We start from the raw sequence: 19,690 nt of genomic DNA on the forward strand, positions 1-19,690 counted from the left end.
GCACAGGGGTGGGAGAAGGATGAAGCAATCGATCTTGATTGTTGAAGATGAAGAAAAAATTTTGCGATTATTAGAACTAGAACTTGAATATGAGGGCTATGAAGTAGGAAAAGCATCAGATGGGTTAGAAGCCTGGGGAGTTTACCGAAGCCAGAAATGGGACTTGATCTTATTAGATGTGATGCTTCCAGGAATAAGTGGGATTGAGTTGCTGCGACGTATTCGTGGACAGGATGAATCGACACCTGTCATTTTGTTGACGGCTAAAAGTTCTGTTGAAGATAAAGTATCTGGGTTAGATTTAGGAGCAAATGATTATATAACAAAGCCATTTCAAATTGAGGAGTTACTCGCTAGAATCCGAGCAGCACTTCGTTTTAAGCCTCAATCATCATCCCAATCAGAAATACCAGATTCTCTTCATCTTGCTGATTTATATGTGAATGAGCAAACCCGTCAAGTCACCAGAGGGGGAAATGATATCGAATTAACTCCTCGTGAGTTTGATTTGCTTGTCTATTTATTAAAAAATAAATCCCTTGTTTTGAATCGAGAACAAATCATTGAAGCCGTTTGGGGCTACGATTACTATGGTGACACGAATGTCGTAGATGTCTATATTCGTTATATTCGTAAAAAGGTTGATCTTCCAGGAATAGAACCTCTCATACATACGGTTAGAGGAGTCGGTTATGTTTTGAGGGAAGGGAAATGAAGCTACGGAATAAAATTAACTTTTATACGAGCTTTTTATTTATTGGGTTATTCATCATCAGTTCGATTTCGATTTACTTTGTTTTCAGTCATTTATTAATTGACCGAGAAATCACAGAGTCAAGAGCAGAAGCAGAAAAAATTGTTGAAGGGTTTAATCAATCACAAGGTACTATTGACGCTAATACGTTATTACGGGCCTATTTGCCTGTTGATGGGATGATCCAAATTATTTCACCAGATGAAAAGGCGTTATCAACGATTACATCACCTTCGGAAAAGAACCTTAGTTCCAAAGCAGTGCAGTTTTTTATAAATGAAAAAGTTGAGAAAATTAAATTTGAAGGTCAATCTTATTCATTCGTTTCTGCTCCTGTTATTTTAGCAGATGGTAAAGTGGCTAACCTACAAGTAGTAAAAAGCATTCAAAGATCAATGGATGATCTTTCGATTTTAAGAATCGTATTAATAATCGTTACGTTCATCGTAATGATTCCAGTTGTGATTTCTAGTCGGTTATTGAGTAGGGTGATTATGAAACCCATTACTTCTTTAATTCAAACAATGACAGATATTCGAAAAAGCGGTCATTTTAAGCAGATTGAATTAAATCATGATTCAAAAGATGAGTTGCATGAAATGGGAGAAACATTCAATCATATGATGGAACTGCTTGAAATGAATTTTGAAAAGCAGGAACAATTTGTATCAAATGCTTCACATGAGTTGAGGACTCCGTTAACCATTATAGAAAGTTATTCTAGTTTATTAAAGAGACGTGGTTTAAAGGAACCAAAACTTTTCACTGAATCTGTTGAAGCGATTCATTCAGAATCTATTCGCATGAGGGATATGATTGAACAGCTTTTATTACTAGCTAAACATGAGGAATCATGGAATATCCAGTTAGAAAAAATCGACTTGGGGTCGCTTGTTAAACAAACGATCAAGGTCTTTGAAAATGCCTATCATCGGGAAATTACTTTCCAATTATTTGATGAAAAAGTAGAGACTATGGCTGATGAACCGAAATTAAAACAGCTTCTTTTTATTATTTTAGATAATGCTAGAAAATATAGTGATGACGTGATAACGGTAGAAGTCGGGAATAAGAATGATAAACCGTTCGTTCGAATCATTGATCGTGGGATTGGAATTTCAAAGCAAGAATTACCAAAGGTGTTTGACCGATTTTATCGAGTTGATAAGGCTCGGAGTCGAAAAATAGGTGGATCAGGATTAGGTCTTTCATTAGCAAAGGAAATTGCCGATGCGATGGATGCAGATTTAGGGATGGAAAGTATCGAGGGTGTGGGTACAACAGTAGTGCTTGAATTACAATCCAATGATTAGTTAAGGATTCTCAGGAAATTCTCATTTTCATCATGCATAATGGAAAGAAAAAATAAGGTGGGGATTCCATGAAATTAAAAGTTTGGGTTTCTTTAGGGGTAGGAGTCGCTGTTGTTTTAATCCTTTTTATTGTATTCTCCAAGTTTTTTACTCCTGGGAGTTCATCTGCTAGTGAATTGACGGAGCAAGAGGCAAAAGAGATTGCGCAACAGAGGTACTCAGGTTTTGTTCAAGAAATTAAACAGGAAGCTGACCAGTATATCATCGAATTAGAGCGTGATACAGGAATATATGAGGTACAGATTAATTCCAACACAGGAGAGGTTTCTTCTTTAAAGAGAATACAGGAGAGAAAAGTAGAAACTAAAAATCCAACATCTGATAATGAACAAAAATTAAACGAAGAGCCAAATAAAGAACAGGACCAGGTTGAACCAGGACAATCGAGATTGTCAGAAGAAAAGGCGATTGCCATTGCTCTTGAACAAATCCCAGGTGAAGTAGATGATATTGATCTTGAAAATAAAAATGGGGTATCGTACTTTTTAGTAGAAGTTGAAGCTAATGATGGCAGGGAAGCAACGGTTGAAATAAATGCAATAACAGCTGCTGTTGAGTCCATAACATGGGATGATCAAGATGATGACGACGATGATGATTAAGGATAAACTGAGATAAACTTTTCTTTTTCTAATCATTTTTTAATCTTTCTTTCTCTGTACTCTCATTTTAAAAGGCTATAGTGAAGGTGTAAGGAAATGAGATATGAATAAGGAGGAAGAATGATGAAAAAGAAAATTTTAATTAGTACATTCGGAGCTGCAATTATTTTTGGAGGGGCATTTGCTGTTGGGGCCTCTAATCTTGATGATAATAACAAAATGGTAAAGGACCTTAACAGACAAGAAATGTTAAGTGCTACTGATGCTGAAAAGATTGCTTTGCAAGAAGTCGATGGTGTTGTGGAAGAAATTGAATTAGAAAAGGAAAAGAATAGGCTTGTATATGAAATGGATATTGACAAAGATGGTGTTGATTATAATCTATATCTTGACGCCTATACAGGTGAAGTCTATTCTGTCAATCGTGATGACCATGATGATGATTTTAATTCCAATCCAACAAGTCGAAACATGATTTCACAATCTGAAGCCATTGCGATTGCAGAAAATGCAGTAAATGGAAAAATGAAAGAAATTGACAGAGATGAAGACGACGGCTTCTATAAGTATGAAGTAGAATTGAGGACGGACCGTGGTGAAGTAGAAGTTGAAATTGATGCCGTTACGGGTAAAATCCTTGAAGTTGAAATGGATGATTAAGAAAAAAGGTGCCAATTTTAATGTTGGCACCTTTTTTCGTTATTTATAATCTGCTTCGGGTCTAAATGTTTTACAATCGGTTCCTCTGGAATCATCCGCTACATCACCTGTATGGCTGACAACATAAATTTGATCGGCGCTACATAGGTTTCCGCTTTCCCAGAACACACAATTATTCACTTCACATAGGACATCTTTTGCCATTTGTATCACTCCTTTAAATTAGTGGATACACTATTAGAATGGCAGATTTGAGCCCTTTCACACATAACAAATGCTGGAGATATTAACGGAGGCCTTTTTCTAAAGCCGTTAGATTATCTTCCATTATGGCGAAATAATCGCGATTATTCTCAATATCTTCATCCGTTCGGGTTGATAAATTATGAAGAACAAGCGCTTCTGCACCAATTTCATTTTGGATGATTTCTGTAATTTTTGAACTTACATTTTGTTCGAAATAGATATAGTTAAGATCTAGTTCTTTTGCTTTATCAATAATCGTTTCCAGGTCTTTTTGTGACGGTTCACTTGACGTTGATAATCCGGAAACACTGATTTGTTCTAATCCATAGCGGGATTCCCAATATCCATAAGCGGCATGAGAAACAATGATTTCTTTATTTTTGGCATTACTAACTAAATCTGTAAATTTCTGATTTAGCGCATCTAGTTTTTTCACTAAAGCCTCGTAATTTTTGGTGAACTCCGCTTCTTTTTCGGGCATTTCGGATATTAGCGCATTTTTAATTGAATAAGCCATTTCCTTGGCATAAACAGGATCAATCCATACATGTGGGTCAATATCACCATGGTTATGATCATCATGTTCTGTTTCTTCTTCATGGTCTTCATGGTCCCCATGGGCTATTTCTTCTTCACTATGCTCTGGATCGGTAGGTTGCTGAGCAAAGGCTTCTGTTGTTATGATCGAATCTCCAGTTGCAACCATTGCTACATCTTCTTTTGATAAAGACTCTTTTGCTTTTTCAACAAAACCTTCAAGACCGAGACCCACATAGAAAAATAAATCTGAATCAGCTAATGCCATCATATCCTTTTGTGACGGATCAAAAGTATGTTCATCAGCACCAGGAGGATAAATCGTTTCAACGTGTACCGCATCTCCTCCTATTTCCTCTGTGAAAAATTGTAATGGATAAACAGTTGTATATACTGTTAATTTAGCATCATCTTTAGCAGTTGAGTCAACATCATTTCCACAAGCTGCCAAAAACATGCTTATTGGTAGTAAAAAGCCAATAAATAAAAGAAATTGTTTTTTCATTCTTTTTCCCCTCTCACCTTTTAAATCGAATTCGTTACGATTTATATCGCAAAATAAGTGATTATTTATTTTTTCTCTCTATTGTGTTAATTCGTAATCATTACGATTATACCTATGTAATCATACAAAAAAAACTTTGAAATTGCAAGATAGAAAAAAAATCGGTATGCTAGAAAATAAACAATTAAATAAGGGGATGGAATGAATATGAGAATTCTAGATGAAGTATTAACATATAATGAAGAATTTGTTGCTCAAAAAAAATATGAAAAATATGCCACAAGTAAACTTCCTAATAAAAAAATGGTCATTCTCACTTGTATGGATACACGCTTAGTTGAGTTACTGCCTCGTGCCTTGAATGCACGAAATGGAGACATTAAATTGGTAAAAAATGCTGGTGGCCTCATTGCCCATCCATTCGGAAGTGTCATGAGAAGTATATTAGTAGCGCTTTATCAGTTAAAGGCAGAAGAAGTTCTTGTTATCGGGCATCACGATTGCGGAATGGGTGGATTGAAAGCCGATGAAATGATCGCTCAAATGAAACAAAGAGGTGTTTCGCAAGAGACTCTAGATACACTTGAATATTCAGGAATTGATTTCCAAAATTGGTTAAAGGGTTTCAGTAATGTGGAGGATAGTGTCGCTCATAGTGTTGACGTGATTAAAAATCATCCTCTACTACCTAGCAATGTTCCTGTTCATGGGCTAGTCATTAATCCGGAAACAGGAAAGTTAGATTTGGTCATAAACGGTTACGACAATTAATCAAAACAGGGAAGTGTAAAGATCAGGATAATCTTGCACCTCCCTATATATATGTTTATGGTCGATCATTATGTTTAGAAATGATCCCAGGCCACTGATCAGGAACTTCATCAATACCACCAGGATGAAGTGGATTACATTTTAAAATCCGAACAATGGTTAAATATCCACCTTTAATGGCACCAAAACGTTTTATGGATTCAAGCCCGTAATGGGAACAAGTAGGGTAAAAACGACAGGTAGGTGGCTTTAATGGTGAAATAAATTTTTGATAAAAACGAATTATTCCGATAGAGATTGATTTGAACATTAAGAAATTCCTTCTATCTTTTTCTTCACAATACCACACTTTTTAAGTAGAGTCTAAAAAGTGGACGAGGAACGCTATTACAAAATAGGTGAAAGCAGTCTTGATATGGATTCCTTGAAACGAATTTTTAAAGACCGCTGTTTATACTCATCCAATGTTAATTCCCTTGAAAAGACTAAGTCTCGATTAAAGCTTTCCGTCAAGAAAGCAGCAGTTCCTTGATCGTAAAGAAAAGCATTCACTTCAAAATTTAGTTTAAAACTGCGAACATCAATATTTGCAGTTCCAACGGACGATAATTTTCCATCTACAACAATCGTTTTTGCGTGTATAAATCCATTATCGTAGATATATACCTTTGCTCCTGCCTTCAACATTTCGCCTACGTGGAAATAGGTAGCCCAGTAAACGAAGGGATGATCTGGTTTGTTTGGAATCATAATACGGACATCTTTCCCTGTTAGACAAGCAATCTTTAAAGAATCTAGCAGACTGGCATCAGGGATGAAATAGGGGGTTTGAATCCAAATCGATTCTCTTGCATATGAAATCATTTTAATGTATCCATACTTAATATGTTCCCATTCCGAATCAGGTCCACTCGTTACAATTTGCATACCAATTTGTCCTGTCGATTGTATGGTAGGAAATAGATTAGGCGAATAGGCAATATCATGACTGTTAGATGCTTGGTTCCAATCTAATATAAATCTTGTCTGAATGGCATGAACGGAATTTCCTATGATTCGAAGGTGTGTATCACGCCAGTACCCAAATTTCTTATTTAACCCTAAATATTCATCTCCAACATTAAATCCTCCGACGTATCCAATCCTTCCATCGATAATGACTAATTTACGGTGATTTCGATAATTAATTCGATAATTGATAATAGCAAAACTTGAAGGGAAAAAGGCCTCAACTTCACCACCAGCGGCGATTAGGTTTTTAAAGTGTTTTTTTCGCGTGCCCCGTGAGCCTAAATCATCATAAAGAATACGTACCTTGATACCCTGCTTGGCCTTTTCAGTTAGTAGTTCGATCAATTGACTACCTAAGTTATCATGTTTAAAAATATAGTATTGCAAATGGATGGTGTCTTTCGCATTTTGAATATCATCAAAAAGAGACCGGAATTTCTCCTTTCCGTCTGTAAAAATCTTGATGGAATTATTCGTTGTTAAAATTGCATCATTGTTATCTAAGAGCATATAAATAAGACCGCTATAGTCCTGAACGGATTCATTATGAGGTGTAAACCGATCGGATTGAAAATAAGCTATTTGCTCAGCGATCATTTCTTCAATTCCAATTTTCTTTTGATCTTCCCATTCAAATAGATGCCCTTTTGGCAGCTTTTTGCCTAAAACTAAATATAAAATAAAGCCTAAAATGGGAGCAAAATAAAGTACTAGTAACCAAGCCCAAGTGGATCCTGCATTTCTCTTTTCTAAAAAGATCACAACGGTTGCCAAAATCATATTTAGAAATAAAATGACTGTACCTAAAAGGGTTAGAATATCAATGTTTTGAAAAAACTCAGTCATTTTGATTCCTCTTGTTCTATATTAGTATCTTTTTCTAAGGGTGATGGATCAATTGTGTGTTTAAATTGATAGGCTTTCGATGTTGTAACAACACTTAGGATGAGAACGATTGTGATAATAACTACTGAAACGATCAAAATGGTTGTAAGCAAAAGTAACCCCTCCCTTACTCCAGTATAGTATTTCAAAAGAAAGGTAAAAAGATATCCTATAAAAGTTCATGATATCATGAATCTTAAAATTATAGGATGATTTTACCCTAAAAAAGTGGATTTATAAGGATGTTTCCTATTGGAATGGATATCTTATTAAAGGGAGGATGATAAAAATGAGTCAAGAATTAACTCAAGCTGTTAACAAACAAGTGGCAAACTGGATGGTTCTTTATGTGAAGTTACATCATTATCATTGGTATGTAAAAGGACATCATTTTTTTACTTTACATGAAAAGTTTGAAGAGTTATATGATGAAGCTAACGAACATATTGATGAATTGGCAGAAAGGATTTTATCTATTGGTGGAAGTCCCGTTTCAACATTAAAAGAATGTCTTGAAATATCTTCACTAACAGAAGCAAAAGGAAACGAAACTGAAGAAGAAATGGTACGTGAAACCATTTCCGATTTTCAAACAATCATCGGAGAATGTCAAACAGCTATGGATTTAGCGGAAAAAGAAGATGATCAAGGGACTAGCGACATGTTACTTTCCATTGTAAGTGGTTTGCAAAAGCATGTTTGGATGTTACAAGCATATATTGGATAAGAATGGAAGAAGGATGCTTAAGCATAGTGTAAAAGCATTCTTCTTTTTTGCAAAAGGAAAGACTGCCTCTTTAAAAGCAGTCTAATATGGCGAGTGATTATGTATATTTAATGGATATTCCGTTGGTTGATAATCGGGCTTTGACGTTGACCATAGTCTTCTTTTGCAAATTTTCCCTTAAGACTTTCGATCAGATACAGTCCCATTAAGGTATGGAGCTCTTGTTCATCCATTTCTTGGATTAATCGTAATAAATCTTCACGAGTCATTTCTTCTAAAAATGCAAACGCTAACATATCAATGTCTTCTTCATCACCCGTTAATTTATCTCGATACAGCTCAAAAAGTTCATCCACTAGCTTCATTTTTTATCCCCCCTCTCTATAGTATATATCTACTCAACGATTTTTACATTATATTTATCATTGCCTAATAATATGAAAAAAATGTTTTTACGACAAAGACTGTAAAAATGCATAAAACAGAATGAAATTCCGAGACTAGAGAATACATTGAAAGGAAGGGTGATGTCTGGTGGATGTAAAAAAAACATACTATATAAACATTGCTTCTGGAGAAATTTCACAAAGTGGTGTTGATTCGCCGTGGAATTATCAAATCGAAGCAACAGAAGATGAAATTTACACACTAAGGAAGTTTTTTGATCAAAATGAAGCAGGTGATTTTCCTAACTTTATTCGGGCTCATATCCCTTTTCGTGAATACCATCATGATAATGTAAATGATCGACAAGATGAGGCACTTAAACAAATTTATCAATTTATTCATCAATATGGAAATGAAGAAACAAAGAGACAAATTGAAAGCATTGGAATATTAGGTAATAATTAATTGCCCATCCTCTTACATTTCATCTATAATTTGGTTGAAAAGCGGGGTGTAGGGATGGAAACTTTTAAAGATGTGAACGGAAGTACGGTTAAATTATCTTTTACAAAAAATGCGTTTACCCAAAAGCCTGAGCATGTCCTTGTTATCTGTCAACTTTATAAGCAATGGTTATTAACAAAGCATAAACAAAGGGGACTTGAATTTCCAGGTGGAAAAAGGGAAGCGGGAGAAGCCCTTGAGGAGGCAGCTACTAGAGAAGTCTATGAAGAAACAGGTGCGACATTAAATAGTTTAGATTTCATCGGAGAATATCAGGTATCAGATGATCAAAATTCTTTTGTAAAGGCCATCTTTTATGGGGAAGTAGAGAGCATTCATCCAAAATCGGACTATTTTGAAACAAACGGTCCTGTACTGGTAAGTGGGGATCTATTAACCCTTCGAATGCAAGATTCCTATAGTTTTATTATGCAGGATAGGGTTATCGAAAAGGTAATGAATAAGATTCAAGAAAAAAACGGCTAGGAAGCCGTTAATTATTTTTTATTAACTTCTTTTCTAGTAGTTCAACGAGTTGATACATAACCGTTGCTAATATTGCAATCACAAAAAGCGAAAGGAACACTAGCGTGAAATTAAACACTTGGAAACCGTATATGATCATATAGCCAAGTCCTCTTTGAGAAACGAGAAATTCACCAACAATGACCCCAACCCAAGACAATCCAACATTTACTTTAATGGTTGAAATGATCGTTGGGAAAGAAGCTGGTAAAATCGCTTCTTTAAATGATTGTATACGAGTAGCTCCAAATGTGCGGAGAACCTTAATATAGTTTGGATCAACTTCACGGAATGATGTATAGACAACGATCGTCGTAATAATAATTGAAATTAAGGCTCCCATCGCCATAATGGATGTAAAATTAGGTCCGAGCGCAACGATGAGAATAGGTCCGAGTGCAATTTTAGGCATGGCATTTAAAACGACTAAATAGGGATCTAGTATTTTAGAAAGCATCGGCGACCACCATAAAATCGCCGCGAGTACAGTCCCTAAAATGGTCCCTGCTAAAAATCCGAAAACCGTTTCTCCTAATGTAATACTTAAGTCAAGTAAAAGGGAGCCGTCTTGGATTTTAACAAGAAATAATTGCCATACCTTCGATGGGGCACTAAAAATGAGCGGATCAATCCAATGTTGACGGCTGGCTATTTCCCATCCACTAAAGAAAACAAGAAAAATGATCATCTGATAAAAACGGACCCAGCGTTTTTCCTTTTTTAATGTAGAAATATAATTTTGATGAAGCTGCTGTATTTTAGTTGGTGTTTTCAAAGGACTCCAGCTCCTTCCATATAATTTGAAATAGCTGTTGGTATGTTTCGTGATTTCGAGCTTGGAAAGGAGGAAGGTGGCGCAATTCTTCTGGGACGAGAAATGTCTTATGGATTTGACCTGGGCGGGCAGAGAAGAGAAAGATGCGGTCACTCATCGCGATCGCTTCACCAATATCATGAGTAACCAAGATGGCTGTTTTTTGAAAAGACTTTAAGGTTTCTGATACAAGATCTTCTAAATGAAGTTTCGTTTGGAAATCAAGCGCTGAAAAAGGTTCGTCAAGCATTAATAGTTTTGGTTCCGTTGCCAATGTTCTAACCAACGCAACACGCTGTCTCATGCCACCAGATAGCTGTTTAGGATATTGACCTTCGAACCCATTTAAGCCCATCTTGTTAAGCAATTCCAGCGTTTTTTGTTTTTTTGATTCATCTAGCCTATCACTTATTTTTAAACCTAGCAAAATGTTTTCTTCAATCGTTTTCCAAGGAAACAAGTAATCCTGTTGAAGCATATAACCAATGTCATTTTCTTTAGGATTGATTGATTTACCCTCTAATGTAACAACCCCCTCGGTTGGCCGTAATAACCCAGCGATGATGGAAAGCAAGGTCGTTTTACCACAGCCACTAGGACCGATAAAGGAAATAAATTCTCCTTCCTCGATATTAAGGGAAATATCAGAGAGGGCGGTTGTTGCCGTTGTTTTTGTGAAATAAGTATGACTGACGTTTTTAATTTTCAAAAAGACCATGATCGATTGCCCTCCTAAAAAAATGTAATAACCGCTATTTCATGACCTTTTCTGCAAATTCAGTGTTCACAAGCTCCTCATAGTCAATACGCTCTGGAAGCTCACCAGCTTCATCCATAATATTTTGTAGATTCTCCCACTCTTCTTCATCTAAGACAGGGTTCGTTGCAAAGGATTCTTGACTTTTATAACGTTCAATCGAAGATTCAATAATTTCTAAATCTGTATCGGCGAAATATTTTTCAATTAGTTTAGCGGTATCGGTAGAACTATTTTCATAAACCCATTGCTGTGCCTTATAGATCGCAGTAGTAAACTTTTCAACCGTTTCATCATTTTCAGTTAAATAGCTTTCTTTTGTCATAAAGGTTGTATATGGGACATGACCTGATTCAGTTCCAAAGGAAGCTACAATATACCCTCTACCTTCTTTTTCAAACATGCTGGCTTGTGGCTCAAATAGTTGAACAAAATCGCCTGTTCCTGAGATAAATGCATTGGCAATGTTTGCAAAATCAATATTTTGAATTAAATTTAAATCATTGTGAGGATGTATCCCATGTTGCTTAAGGACAAATTCACCGACCATTTGTGGCATGCCGCCTTTTCTTTGACCCAAAAAATCGCTGTCTTTCAGCATATCCCAGCTAAAGTCCTCTATTTTCTCACGTGAAACAAGAAATGTACCATCTGTTTGAGTAAGCTGTGCAAAATTGATGATCGGATCAGTAGACCCTTGAGATGAAACATAAATGGATGTTTCAGACCCAACTAAAGCAATGTCTGCTCCATCCGAAATAAGAGCTGTCATGGTTTTATCTCCGCCCCAAACTGTTGTCACTTCAACTTCTAGACCTTCTTCTTCAAAAAAACCTTGTTCAACTGCAACATATAATGGTGCATAAAAGACAGAACGAGTTACCTCTGCGACACGAACCTTTTCTAAATCTGAATCCTTAGAACCGAAATTACAAGCAGCAAGCCCCACCATTAGAATAGAAACCATAAAGAGGAATAAGATCTTTCTCCACCTTTTCAAATAAAAAATCCTCCTTTTAACTCAAATCATTTAAGTAGCCTAGATTATAGTATGTAGTAGGAAAAAATGTGTGAATGCCTAATTTCACTGGAATTAAAACTATTTTTAAATAAAAGTACCCCATCACTTTAAAATTGAGAATGGGGTACATTTGTAAAATATTTTATTTTCCTATAAACATTTGTGTCCAGTGGTTTCCGGTCTGTTCATAACCAACTCCGATATGTGTGAAGTTGCCATTTAAAATATTTTTACGGTGACCTTCACTGTTCATCCAAGCGTTAACAACTTCCTGTGGGGTTCTCTGACCTTGGGCAATATTTTCCCCAGCTGTTCGGTAAGAAACGCCAAAGTCTCTCATCATATCAAATGGAGAACCGTATGTTGGACTTGTATGTGAGAAATACCCATTTTTTTGCATGTCTTCTGATTTCGTTTGAGCAACATTACTTAACTTAGTATCAAGTTGCAGATCAGATAATCCATTTTTACGACGTTGTTCATTTGTTAAATCAACCACTTGCTTTGCGTAATTACTAATATTTCCAGAGGTTTGCTGTTGTTGTGCAGGCTTTGTTGTATTCGGTGTCTGCTGGTTGTTTTGTGCTGTCGTATTTTTTTGCTGTTGCTGTCTAGGCTGTTCGATCCCAACTTGGGCTTGATTCCTTTGTCCCTGCGTAGTTCTTCTACCTTCTTGATATTCATTAATAGGGACAAATTTGTATCGTGCTTCTTGAATACGAATCGCTCTTGTGTGTGGATAATCTTTGCTTGATTTTGACGTTGTTAAGCTGGAAAGCGATCCATTTCGATTATTAACTGCGGTTAAGTCATACTCATTACCGCCTTTTCGGTTATCGTAATTTTCTGTTAATGGTCCACGATGATCCATTAAGTTGTTGTCGTGATCATCCGCAAAAATACCTTCGCGGTCTAAGACATTCATGCGATTATTGTTATCGTTGTTTCTCGTTTGATTTGCCCGGTAATTCACTCTATTTAAATAACTGTCATCCGTATTGTTTCGATTCCACGTTGTGTTGCCTTGGTTTCGATTTTGTACATCCATTGCAGTATCATTGTCATTGTTACAAGCTGCAAGGCCTAATATAAGCGCAGGGGCGATTAAAACTTTCAATTTTCTTTTTATCATTTGTATTGCCTCCTTATTTGTGGAATACGTTATTATTTTCTCGGTAATGACAAAAAGTATTGATGGCAATAACCGTTTAATTTGGGAGTGTATATTTTAAAATGCTTTACCATCCGGATTTAACAAATCTGCGACGTTCATTGGTCTAAAGAAGGAATTATGGTAAAATAAGAGAATGTCTATAAGCTCGAAATGTATTTTTTATACATTTAAGAAAGAAGGTAGTACTTGTGATTGTAAAAACTGAGGAAGAATTGAAAAGTTTACAAGAAGTGGGAAAAATAATGGGGACAATCCGGGATGAAATGATTAAAATGACAAAACCGGGTGTTACCACAAAGGAATTAGATGATTTTGCTGGTGAATTATTTGAAAAATATGGAGCCATTTCTGGTCCAAAAGGCGAATATGATTTCCCAGGCTTTACTTGTATAAGTGTAAATGATGAAGTTGCTCATGGGATTCCAGGAGACCGTGTTATCCAAGAGGGCGATTTGGTAAATATTGATGTATCTGGTTCCAAAAATGGCTACTTTGCAGATACTGGTTTGTCTTTTGTTGTAGGTGAAGGTGACCCAATTCTTTATAAAATTTGTGACGTTGCAAAAAATGCATTTGAGGCGGGATTATCGAAGTTTAGAGTTGGTGGACGGAAAAATGCCATCGGTAAAATGGTATATCAAACTGCAAGAGCCAATGGCTTAACCGTGATTATGAATTTGACCGGACATGGGGTTGGAAGAGCCTTACATGAAGCACCGGATCATATTTTAAATTATTATGATTCATGGGATAAAGAATTATTAAAAGAAGGTCAGGTTATTGCCTTCGAACCATTTATTTCCACTGGTGCCCAAGAAGTTTACCAAAAAAACGATGGATGGACCTACGCAACTGAAGATAAAAGCTTTGTTGCTCAAATCGAACATACGGTTATCGTGACCAAAGATGGACCGTTGATTATCACAAAGTAAGAATATATCGTCCTCAAGAGTTCCTGAACACTTGAGGACTTTTTGGTTATAATAAGGTTAAAATATTACGTTTTAGGTGAAAACATGAAAAACATTATTTTACATAAACAAAAATTTCCATCACCACACCCTGGAATCCAATTATCAATAGTGACCTATGATGTTCATGGTTTAAAAGTGAAGGGGCTTTTAGCGGAGCCGAAAGATGGGAAGGCTTACGACGGCTTTTTGTATTTACGAGGTGGAATTAAAAATGTTGGCAGAGTGAGGCCCGCTCGAATTGTTCAGTTTGCTTCAGAAGGGTTTATTGTATTTGCTCCTTTTTATCGAGGCAATCAAGGGGGAGAGGGAAATGAGGACTTTGCTGGCGAAGACCGTGAAGATGCGTTTGCAGGATTCCAGGTACTCTCTTCGATGGAAAGGGTAAAGAACATCCATATATTTGGATTTTCCCGTGGAGGAGTAATGGCTCTATTAACGGGGCTTACGTTTCCAAATGCTGCATCTATCGTTACTTGGGGTGGCGTTAGTGATATGAGTTTAACATATGAGGAGCGCAAAGATTTACGAAGAATGATGAAAAGGGTGATTGGGGGAACTCCTACGAAAGTGCCTGATGAATATGAATTTCGCACACCCTTATACGAATTAGAGCAACTTCAAACACCTGTGTTAATTATACACGGTTGTAAGGATACAAATGTTTCGGTGGAACACGCTTACCGATTAGAAAAAAGACTTAAAGAATTAAACAAAAAAGTAGAAACTTGGTATTTTGAGGACTATACACATTATTTTCCTCCGGCAATGAATCGAAAAATTGTGACCGACTTAGCAACATGGATGAAAATCCAAACAGATATGATAGAATGAAAGTGAATCAAAATTACTCAAGCTAAGGTGGGGTTCTTATGGGAATGCCTTTAGAGTTGAATACCATGATCGTGACAAAGGGAAGAGAAAAAAGAATAAGCGATAATGATTTCGTATTGGTAAAAGACGATTATCGATTATACCCGCTTGAAATTCCAATCGAGGTTCGAAAAACGAAAGATGGAGAAATAACAGCAATGGCCATGATTAACAAATTAGAGTGGGAAAACAATTTAACGACCATTACGTATCGTTTGATTTCTCTTCATTCGACAAATTAAATGAAATAGAAAAAACCGCAACGGTATAAAACGGGTTGCGGTTTTTTTATTCACTCATTAGTATGTCATAATTAGTAGAAGCAAATGGAACACTTAACAATAAATTTACAATAGAAAGAGATTAGGCAATGGGCCCACCTTTCGTAACTATTTCTGGTGAAACATTTGAGAATTTTTTGAAATTCTCACGGAATTTTTTTGCCAGTTCTTTTGCTTTTTCTTCATAATGTTTTTGATCATCCCATGTAAGATTGGGCTGCAATACTTGATCAGGGACACCAGGAACATGTAAAGGAATATCTAAACCAAAGATTTCATCTTTTTTAGTTTCAACGTTAGATAATTCACCTTCTAATGCGGCTTGAATCATGGCGCGTGTATATGAGAGTTTCATACGACTTCCTACGCCGTATTCTCCACCTGTCCATCCAGTATTGACAAGAAATACATTGGCATTATGCTCACTGATCTTCTCACCTAACATGTCAGCATAACGTGTAGCAGGAAGTGGTAAGAACGGTGCCCCAAAGCATGTCGAGAAAGTCGCTTCTGGGGATGTAACTCCACGTTCTGTTCCAGCTAGCTTGGAAGTATAGCCGCTTAGGAAGTGGTACATAGCTTGTTCTTTTGTTAACTTCGCAATAGGAGGCAATACACCAAAGGCATCTGCTGTTAGGAATACAATGGTATTTGGATGCCCTGCAACACTTGGATCAACAATATTATCAATGGCTTGTAGGGAGTAGGCGGCACGAGTATTTTCAGTTAAAGAGCCATCATCGTAATCCGCTACTCTTGATTCTGAATCTATTATAACGTTTTCAAGAACAGCACCAAATGCAATCGCATCAAAAATTTGAGGCTCTTTTTCATAAGAAAGGTTGATACATTTTGCATAGCAACCTCCTTCAATATTGAATACACCATTATTGGTCCAGCCATGTTCATCGTCACCGATTAGCTTTCTGTTTGGATCGGTAGATAGAGTCGTCTTTCCGGTACCCGATAAACCAAAGAATAAGGCGACATCGCCCTCTCTACCAACATTAGAAGAACAATGCATTGGTAAGATACCGCTCTCAGGTAATAGGTAGTTCATGACGGAGAAAATGGATTTTTTGATTTCTCCTGCATATTCCGTCCCACCGATTAATACCGTTCTTTGTTCAAAAGAAATAATAATAAAGGTTTCTGAATCTGTACCATCAATGGCTGGATCTGCTTTAAAATTAGGTGCAGAAATAACCGTGAAGCCAGCATCATGCTCAAGTAATTCATCTTTGTAAGGTCGGATGAATAGTTGGTGTGCAAAAAGATTATGCCATGCAAATTCATTGATGACTTGGATTGGTAAGCGATTATTCTTATCCGCTCCAGCGAATCCTTTGAAAACAAATATTTCGTCTTTTTCCTTTAAATAATCTAATACCTTGTGATAAAGATTAGCAAATATTTCCTTTGAGATTGGTTGATTAATAGATCCCCAGTCAATTTTATCTTTTACAGAATCCTCTTCAACGATAAATTTATCCTTTGGTGATCTACCTGTATATTTACCAGTTGTTGCAACAATAGCTCCAGTTGAGGTTAATTGTCCTTCGTTACGGGATAATACTTTTTCAACGAGTTGTGGAACAGAAAGTTGAATTCGAACATTTTGACCTTTGAGAAATTGAGTAATTTCATGTTCAATACCTACAGAACTCATCCAGTTGATACCTTCCTTTATTAAATATTTTGATTATTCAGTGTGACATTTTATTATAAAAGTAGTATAGCACAATTATTTTATTAGTCTATACTAATAGAAAAGATTTTTGGTTTTTTTAGTAATTTTTTCCTTCTTATTTATATTGTGAAAAAGTAATCAAATTAGTAAAAACGTTTAAATTCATTGACACTTTTTTAACAGTACGATAACATGATGACTTGAACGGATACTCTCTTATCCTGAGCTGGTGGAGGGACAGACCCTATGAAACCCAGCAACCTGCTATTCTTACGTTAACTTTTTATTTGATTATTAAGTAATTTATAACGTCTGAAGAGTAAAGGTGCTAATCTGTTGCAGGGAAATATTCCTTGAACGATAAGAGTGAAGGGTGCAAATCATTTGCTTACAACCTTTTCACTTATGAAAAGGTTTTTTGTATTTATCTTTTAAAAGCCATATCAATAAACTTAAGGTGCACAAGGTTTTTTGTGTACAAGCTCATGTATAAAAATTAATGAGCCCTGTCTTAAATGTGGATAGCAAACCCACAATTTTTCCATACTACTACTTAGGGAAAATGAGTTCCGTATCAAAAGGGGTAATGAGGATATAATTCGAATACTCTTTACATATATAAGGAGGAAATCAGATTGTCAAAACGACGCTTGTTTACTTCAGAGTCTGTAACAGAAGGACATCCTGATAAAATTTGTGACCAAATATCTGATGCGATTTTAGATGCCATTATCGCAAAGGATCCTAATGCACGAGTGGCAGCTGAAACATCTGTAAACACAGGTTTAGTATTAGTTGCCGGTGAAATTACCACTTCAACATATGTGGATATTCCCAAAATAGTTCGTAAAACGATAAAAGACATTGGTTATACGAGAGCAAAATATGGTTTTGATTCTGAAACTTGTGCAGTACTAACTTCTATTGATGAACAATCTCCAGATATTGCTATGGGTGTTGATAAAGCATTAGAAGCACGTGAAGGAACAATGACGGAAGAAGAAATTGAGGCAATTGGAGCAGGTGACCAAGGCTTAATGTTTGGGTTCGCCTGTAATGAAACGGAAGAGTTAATGCCTTTACCCATTTCTTTAGCGCATAAACTATCGCTCCGTCTTGCTGAGGTTAGAAAAGAAGAGGTTTTATCTTATATTCGTCCAGATGGAAAAACACAAGTAACAGTTGAATATGATGAAAATAATCAACCTGTTCGAATTGACACAATCGTTATCTCAACACAACATGATCCAGAAGTCAGTCTTGAGCATATTCAACGTGATCTAAAAGAATTTGTTATCAAACCAGTAGTTCCAAAGGCATTAATTGATGAAAAAACGAAATATTTCATTAATCCAACTGGACGCTTTGTGATCGGCGGACCACAAGGAGATGCTGGACTTACAGGTAGAAAAATAATTGTGGATACGTATGGTGGATATGCACGCCACGGTGGAGGAGCCTTTTCAGGTAAGGATCCAACGAAAGTGGATCGTTCAGCAGCGTACGCAGCGCGCTATGTGGCTAAAAATATTGTAGCCGCTGGATTAGCGGATAAAGTTGAAGTACAGTTTGCATATGCAATTGGTGTAGCACGTCCTGTTTCCATTTCTATTGATACGTTTGGAACCGGAAAAGTTGAAGAGGAGATCTTAGAAGAATTGGTAAGTAAATATTTTGATTTACGTCCAGCAGGTATCATCAAGATGCTTGATCTCCGTCGCCCAATTTATAAACAAACAGCGGCATATGGTCATTTTGGTCGCACAGATTTGGATTTACCATGGGAACGTACCGATAAAGCAGAAATACTACGTAAACATGCAGGGCTATAATATAATCAAAAAAGGATTGCATATCGATATGCAATCCTTTTTTGATTAATCAGGATAATGTTGGAAAAGTGGAAGATACTATAGATAATTAGGCTTTTCATTTAGCGATTTATAATAGATCCCTTTCACAACATAATCATTTCTAATCCGATCCATATCAGCTTTATCTTCTGCAGTAAGTTCACGAATTACTTTGACTGGTCTTCCGAAGGCGAGGGTACCAGGTGGAATCTTTTTACCTTGTGGGACAAGGCTGCCAGCGCCAATAAATGCTCCTTCACCAATTTCGGCATCATCTAAAATGATGGATCCCATCCCGATAAGGGCGTTTTCTTTTATTCTGCAACTATGAAGTATGACTTGATGACCGATCGTTACGCCATCTTCGATGATTAGGGGAGTATTGGGACTTTGGTGCAGTACCGAGTTATCTTGGATGTTTACTCTATTTCCGATTACTGTCGGGGAAACGTCACCTCTTATAACGGTATTAAACCAAATCGATGATTCCTCACCAATGACAACATCTCCTGTAATGGTAACATAATCAGCAATAAACGCGGATTGGGCAATTTTGGGGACCTTTCCTTTGTATGGATAGATCATGATTCACGCTCCTTAAAACTCAAAGTAGATCAAAATGATATATTTTACTATCTAATGGTTAGTTAAATTTGTCAAAAGATTTGTTTTTAGCCATAATAAAGATACATTAATATTCTTATAGTAGAGTAATTCGATTAACTTCATTGGGCAAGAGCTTTTGTGCCGAAGTTTGTACAGGTACAGA

Annotated in this window: 24 protein-coding genes and 1 riboswitch; of the genes, 12 read left to right on the top strand and 12 right to left on the bottom strand. The window is 36.4% G+C overall.

Features of this window, described 5'->3' with window-relative positions; genetic code table 11:
• Positions 1 to 19 precede the first annotated feature (19 nt).
• The 4 genes from Q5760_RS05715 (at position 20) to Q5760_RS05730 (ending at position 3,389) form a co-directional block, all read left to right on the top strand.
• Positions 20 to 715 carry a response regulator transcription factor gene (locus tag Q5760_RS05715; RefSeq protein ID WP_428911244.1) on the top strand — a complete coding sequence of 232 codons (696 nt, stop codon included), beginning with the start codon at positions 20 to 22 and terminating at the stop codon, positions 713 to 715.
• Entirely contained in the window at positions 712 to 2,067 is a 1,356-nt protein-coding gene (locus Q5760_RS05720) for an ATP-binding protein (protein WP_428911245.1), read from the top strand. Before Q5760_RS05715 ends, Q5760_RS05720 begins: the two co-directional genes overlap by 4 nt.
• 68 nt (positions 2,068 to 2,135) lie before the next feature.
• A complete protein-coding gene (locus Q5760_RS05725; protein WP_428911246.1) occupies positions 2,136 to 2,729 on the top strand; it encodes a PepSY domain-containing protein in 594 nt (197 codons plus the stop codon).
• Positions 2,730 to 2,852: 123 nt separating this feature from the next.
• Complete coding sequence (locus tag Q5760_RS05730) at positions 2,853 to 3,389, top strand: PepSY domain-containing protein (protein ID WP_428911247.1); 537 nt, start codon at positions 2,853 to 2,855, stop codon at positions 3,387 to 3,389.
• Between the two features lie 39 nt (positions 3,390 to 3,428).
• Here Q5760_RS05730 and Q5760_RS05735 read toward each other — a convergent pair whose 3' ends face one another.
• Positions 3,429 to 3,593 (bottom strand): DUF1540 domain-containing protein, encoded by a 165-nt coding sequence (locus Q5760_RS05735; protein WP_428911248.1) that lies wholly within the window; start codon positions 3,591 to 3,593, stop codon positions 3,429 to 3,431.
• 82 nt (positions 3,594 to 3,675) lie between these two features.
• Positions 3,676 to 4,677 carry a metal ABC transporter solute-binding protein, Zn/Mn family gene (locus Q5760_RS05740; protein ID WP_428911249.1) on the bottom strand — a complete coding sequence of 334 codons (1,002 nt, stop codon included), beginning with the start codon at positions 4,675 to 4,677 and terminating at the stop codon, positions 3,676 to 3,678.
• A gap of 207 nt (positions 4,678 to 4,884) precedes the next feature.
• On the opposite strand from Q5760_RS05740, the gene Q5760_RS05745 reads away from it, so the two are divergent.
• Entirely contained in the window at positions 4,885 to 5,448 is a 564-nt protein-coding gene (locus Q5760_RS05745) for a beta-class carbonic anhydrase (RefSeq protein WP_428912501.1), read from the top strand.
• A 55-nt stretch (positions 5,449 to 5,503) separates the two neighbouring features.
• Here Q5760_RS05745 and yidD read toward each other — a convergent pair whose 3' ends face one another.
• The 3 genes from yidD to ytzI all read right to left on the bottom strand — a co-directional run bounded on the left by yidD (position 5,504) and on the right by ytzI (position 7,457).
• A complete protein-coding gene (gene yidD, locus Q5760_RS05750) occupies positions 5,504 to 5,758 on the bottom strand; it encodes a membrane protein insertion efficiency factor YidD (protein WP_428911250.1) in 255 nt (84 codons plus the stop codon).
• A gap of 77 nt (positions 5,759 to 5,835) precedes the next feature.
• Positions 5,836 to 7,305 (bottom strand): cardiolipin synthase, encoded by a 1,470-nt coding sequence (cls, locus tag Q5760_RS05755; protein WP_428911251.1) that lies wholly within the window; start codon positions 7,303 to 7,305, stop codon positions 5,836 to 5,838.
• On the bottom strand, positions 7,302 to 7,457 hold the full coding sequence (gene ytzI, locus Q5760_RS05760; RefSeq protein WP_428911252.1) for a YtzI protein: 156 nt from the start codon (positions 7,455 to 7,457) through the stop codon (positions 7,302 to 7,304). The genes cls and ytzI overlap by 4 nt, the downstream gene beginning before the upstream one ends.
• 176 nt (positions 7,458 to 7,633) lie before the next feature.
• Between ytzI and Q5760_RS05765 the strand changes: the two genes are divergently transcribed.
• Entirely contained in the window at positions 7,634 to 8,071 is a 438-nt protein-coding gene (locus tag Q5760_RS05765; RefSeq protein ID WP_428911253.1) for a Dps family protein, read from the top strand.
• A gap of 107 nt (positions 8,072 to 8,178) precedes the next feature.
• Here Q5760_RS05765 and Q5760_RS05770 read toward each other — a convergent pair whose 3' ends face one another.
• Positions 8,179 to 8,436 (bottom strand): DUF6154 family protein, encoded by a 258-nt coding sequence (locus tag Q5760_RS05770; protein WP_428911254.1) that lies wholly within the window; start codon positions 8,434 to 8,436, stop codon positions 8,179 to 8,181.
• Positions 8,437 to 8,605: 169 nt separating this feature from the next.
• Between Q5760_RS05770 and Q5760_RS05775 the strand changes: the two genes are divergently transcribed.
• Positions 8,606 to 8,923 (top strand): hydrolase, encoded by a 318-nt coding sequence (locus Q5760_RS05775; protein WP_428911255.1) that lies wholly within the window; start codon positions 8,606 to 8,608, stop codon positions 8,921 to 8,923.
• A 54-nt stretch (positions 8,924 to 8,977) separates the two neighbouring features.
• Positions 8,978 to 9,448 (top strand): RNA deprotection pyrophosphohydrolase, encoded by a 471-nt coding sequence (gene ytkD / locus Q5760_RS05780; protein ID WP_428911256.1) that lies wholly within the window; start codon positions 8,978 to 8,980, stop codon positions 9,446 to 9,448.
• A 7-nt stretch (positions 9,449 to 9,455) separates the two neighbouring features.
• On the opposite strand, the gene Q5760_RS05785 is transcribed toward ytkD, so the two are convergent.
• The 4 genes from Q5760_RS05785 to Q5760_RS05800 form a co-directional block, all read right to left on the bottom strand.
• Positions 9,456 to 10,262 carry an ABC transporter permease gene (locus Q5760_RS05785; protein ID WP_428911257.1) on the bottom strand — a complete coding sequence of 269 codons (807 nt, stop codon included), beginning with the start codon at positions 10,260 to 10,262 and terminating at the stop codon, positions 9,456 to 9,458.
• Entirely contained in the window at positions 10,246 to 11,019 is a 774-nt protein-coding gene (locus Q5760_RS05790; RefSeq protein ID WP_428911258.1) for an ABC transporter ATP-binding protein, read from the bottom strand. The genes Q5760_RS05785 and Q5760_RS05790 overlap by 17 nt, the downstream gene beginning before the upstream one ends.
• A gap of 34 nt (positions 11,020 to 11,053) precedes the next feature.
• Positions 11,054 to 12,025, bottom strand: a complete 972-nt coding sequence (locus Q5760_RS05795) for an ABC transporter substrate-binding protein (RefSeq protein WP_428912502.1) — start codon at positions 12,023 to 12,025, stop codon at positions 11,054 to 11,056.
• 196 nt (positions 12,026 to 12,221) lie between these two features.
• Positions 12,222 to 13,211 carry a CAP domain-containing protein gene (locus Q5760_RS05800; RefSeq protein ID WP_428911259.1) on the bottom strand — a complete coding sequence of 330 codons (990 nt, stop codon included), beginning with the start codon at positions 13,209 to 13,211 and terminating at the stop codon, positions 12,222 to 12,224.
• Between the two features lie 230 nt (positions 13,212 to 13,441).
• Here Q5760_RS05800 and map point away from each other — a divergent pair, with 230 nt between their 5' ends.
• The 3 genes from map (at position 13,442) to Q5760_RS05815 (ending at position 15,339) form a co-directional block, all read left to right on the top strand.
• Positions 13,442 to 14,185, top strand: a complete 744-nt coding sequence (gene map, locus Q5760_RS05805) for a type I methionyl aminopeptidase (RefSeq protein ID WP_428911260.1) — start codon at positions 13,442 to 13,444, stop codon at positions 14,183 to 14,185.
• A gap of 84 nt (positions 14,186 to 14,269) precedes the next feature.
• Positions 14,270 to 15,058 (top strand): alpha/beta hydrolase family protein, encoded by a 789-nt coding sequence (locus tag Q5760_RS05810; RefSeq protein WP_428911261.1) that lies wholly within the window; start codon positions 14,270 to 14,272, stop codon positions 15,056 to 15,058.
• A gap of 38 nt (positions 15,059 to 15,096) precedes the next feature.
• Positions 15,097 to 15,339: a DUF2584 domain-containing protein gene (locus tag Q5760_RS05815; RefSeq protein WP_428911262.1), complete on the top strand. Its 243-nt coding sequence runs from the start codon at positions 15,097 to 15,099 to the stop codon at positions 15,337 to 15,339.
• A gap of 121 nt (positions 15,340 to 15,460) precedes the next feature.
• Here the strand turns inward: Q5760_RS05815 and pckA are convergent, their stop codons facing one another.
• A complete protein-coding gene (gene pckA / locus Q5760_RS05820; protein WP_428911263.1) occupies positions 15,461 to 17,047 on the bottom strand; it encodes a phosphoenolpyruvate carboxykinase (ATP) in 1,587 nt (528 codons plus the stop codon).
• Between the two features lie 234 nt (positions 17,048 to 17,281).
• A riboswitch (SAM riboswitch) is annotated at positions 17,282 to 17,435 on the top strand.
• A 268-nt stretch (positions 17,436 to 17,703) separates the two neighbouring features.
• Here pckA and metK point away from each other — a divergent pair.
• A complete protein-coding gene (gene metK, locus Q5760_RS05825; protein ID WP_428911264.1) occupies positions 17,704 to 18,900 on the top strand; it encodes a methionine adenosyltransferase in 1,197 nt (398 codons plus the stop codon).
• A 78-nt stretch (positions 18,901 to 18,978) separates the two neighbouring features.
• Here metK and Q5760_RS05830 read toward each other — a convergent pair whose 3' ends face one another.
• On the bottom strand, positions 18,979 to 19,506 hold the full coding sequence (locus Q5760_RS05830; RefSeq protein WP_428911265.1) for a gamma carbonic anhydrase family protein: 528 nt from the start codon (positions 19,504 to 19,506) through the stop codon (positions 18,979 to 18,981).
• Positions 19,507 to 19,690 lie beyond the last annotated feature (184 nt).

The sequence above is a fragment of the Niallia sp. Kr1 genome (genome assembly GCF_050389805.1).
Taxonomy (GTDB): Bacteria; Bacillota; Bacilli; order Bacillales; family Cytobacillaceae; genus Bacillus_BD.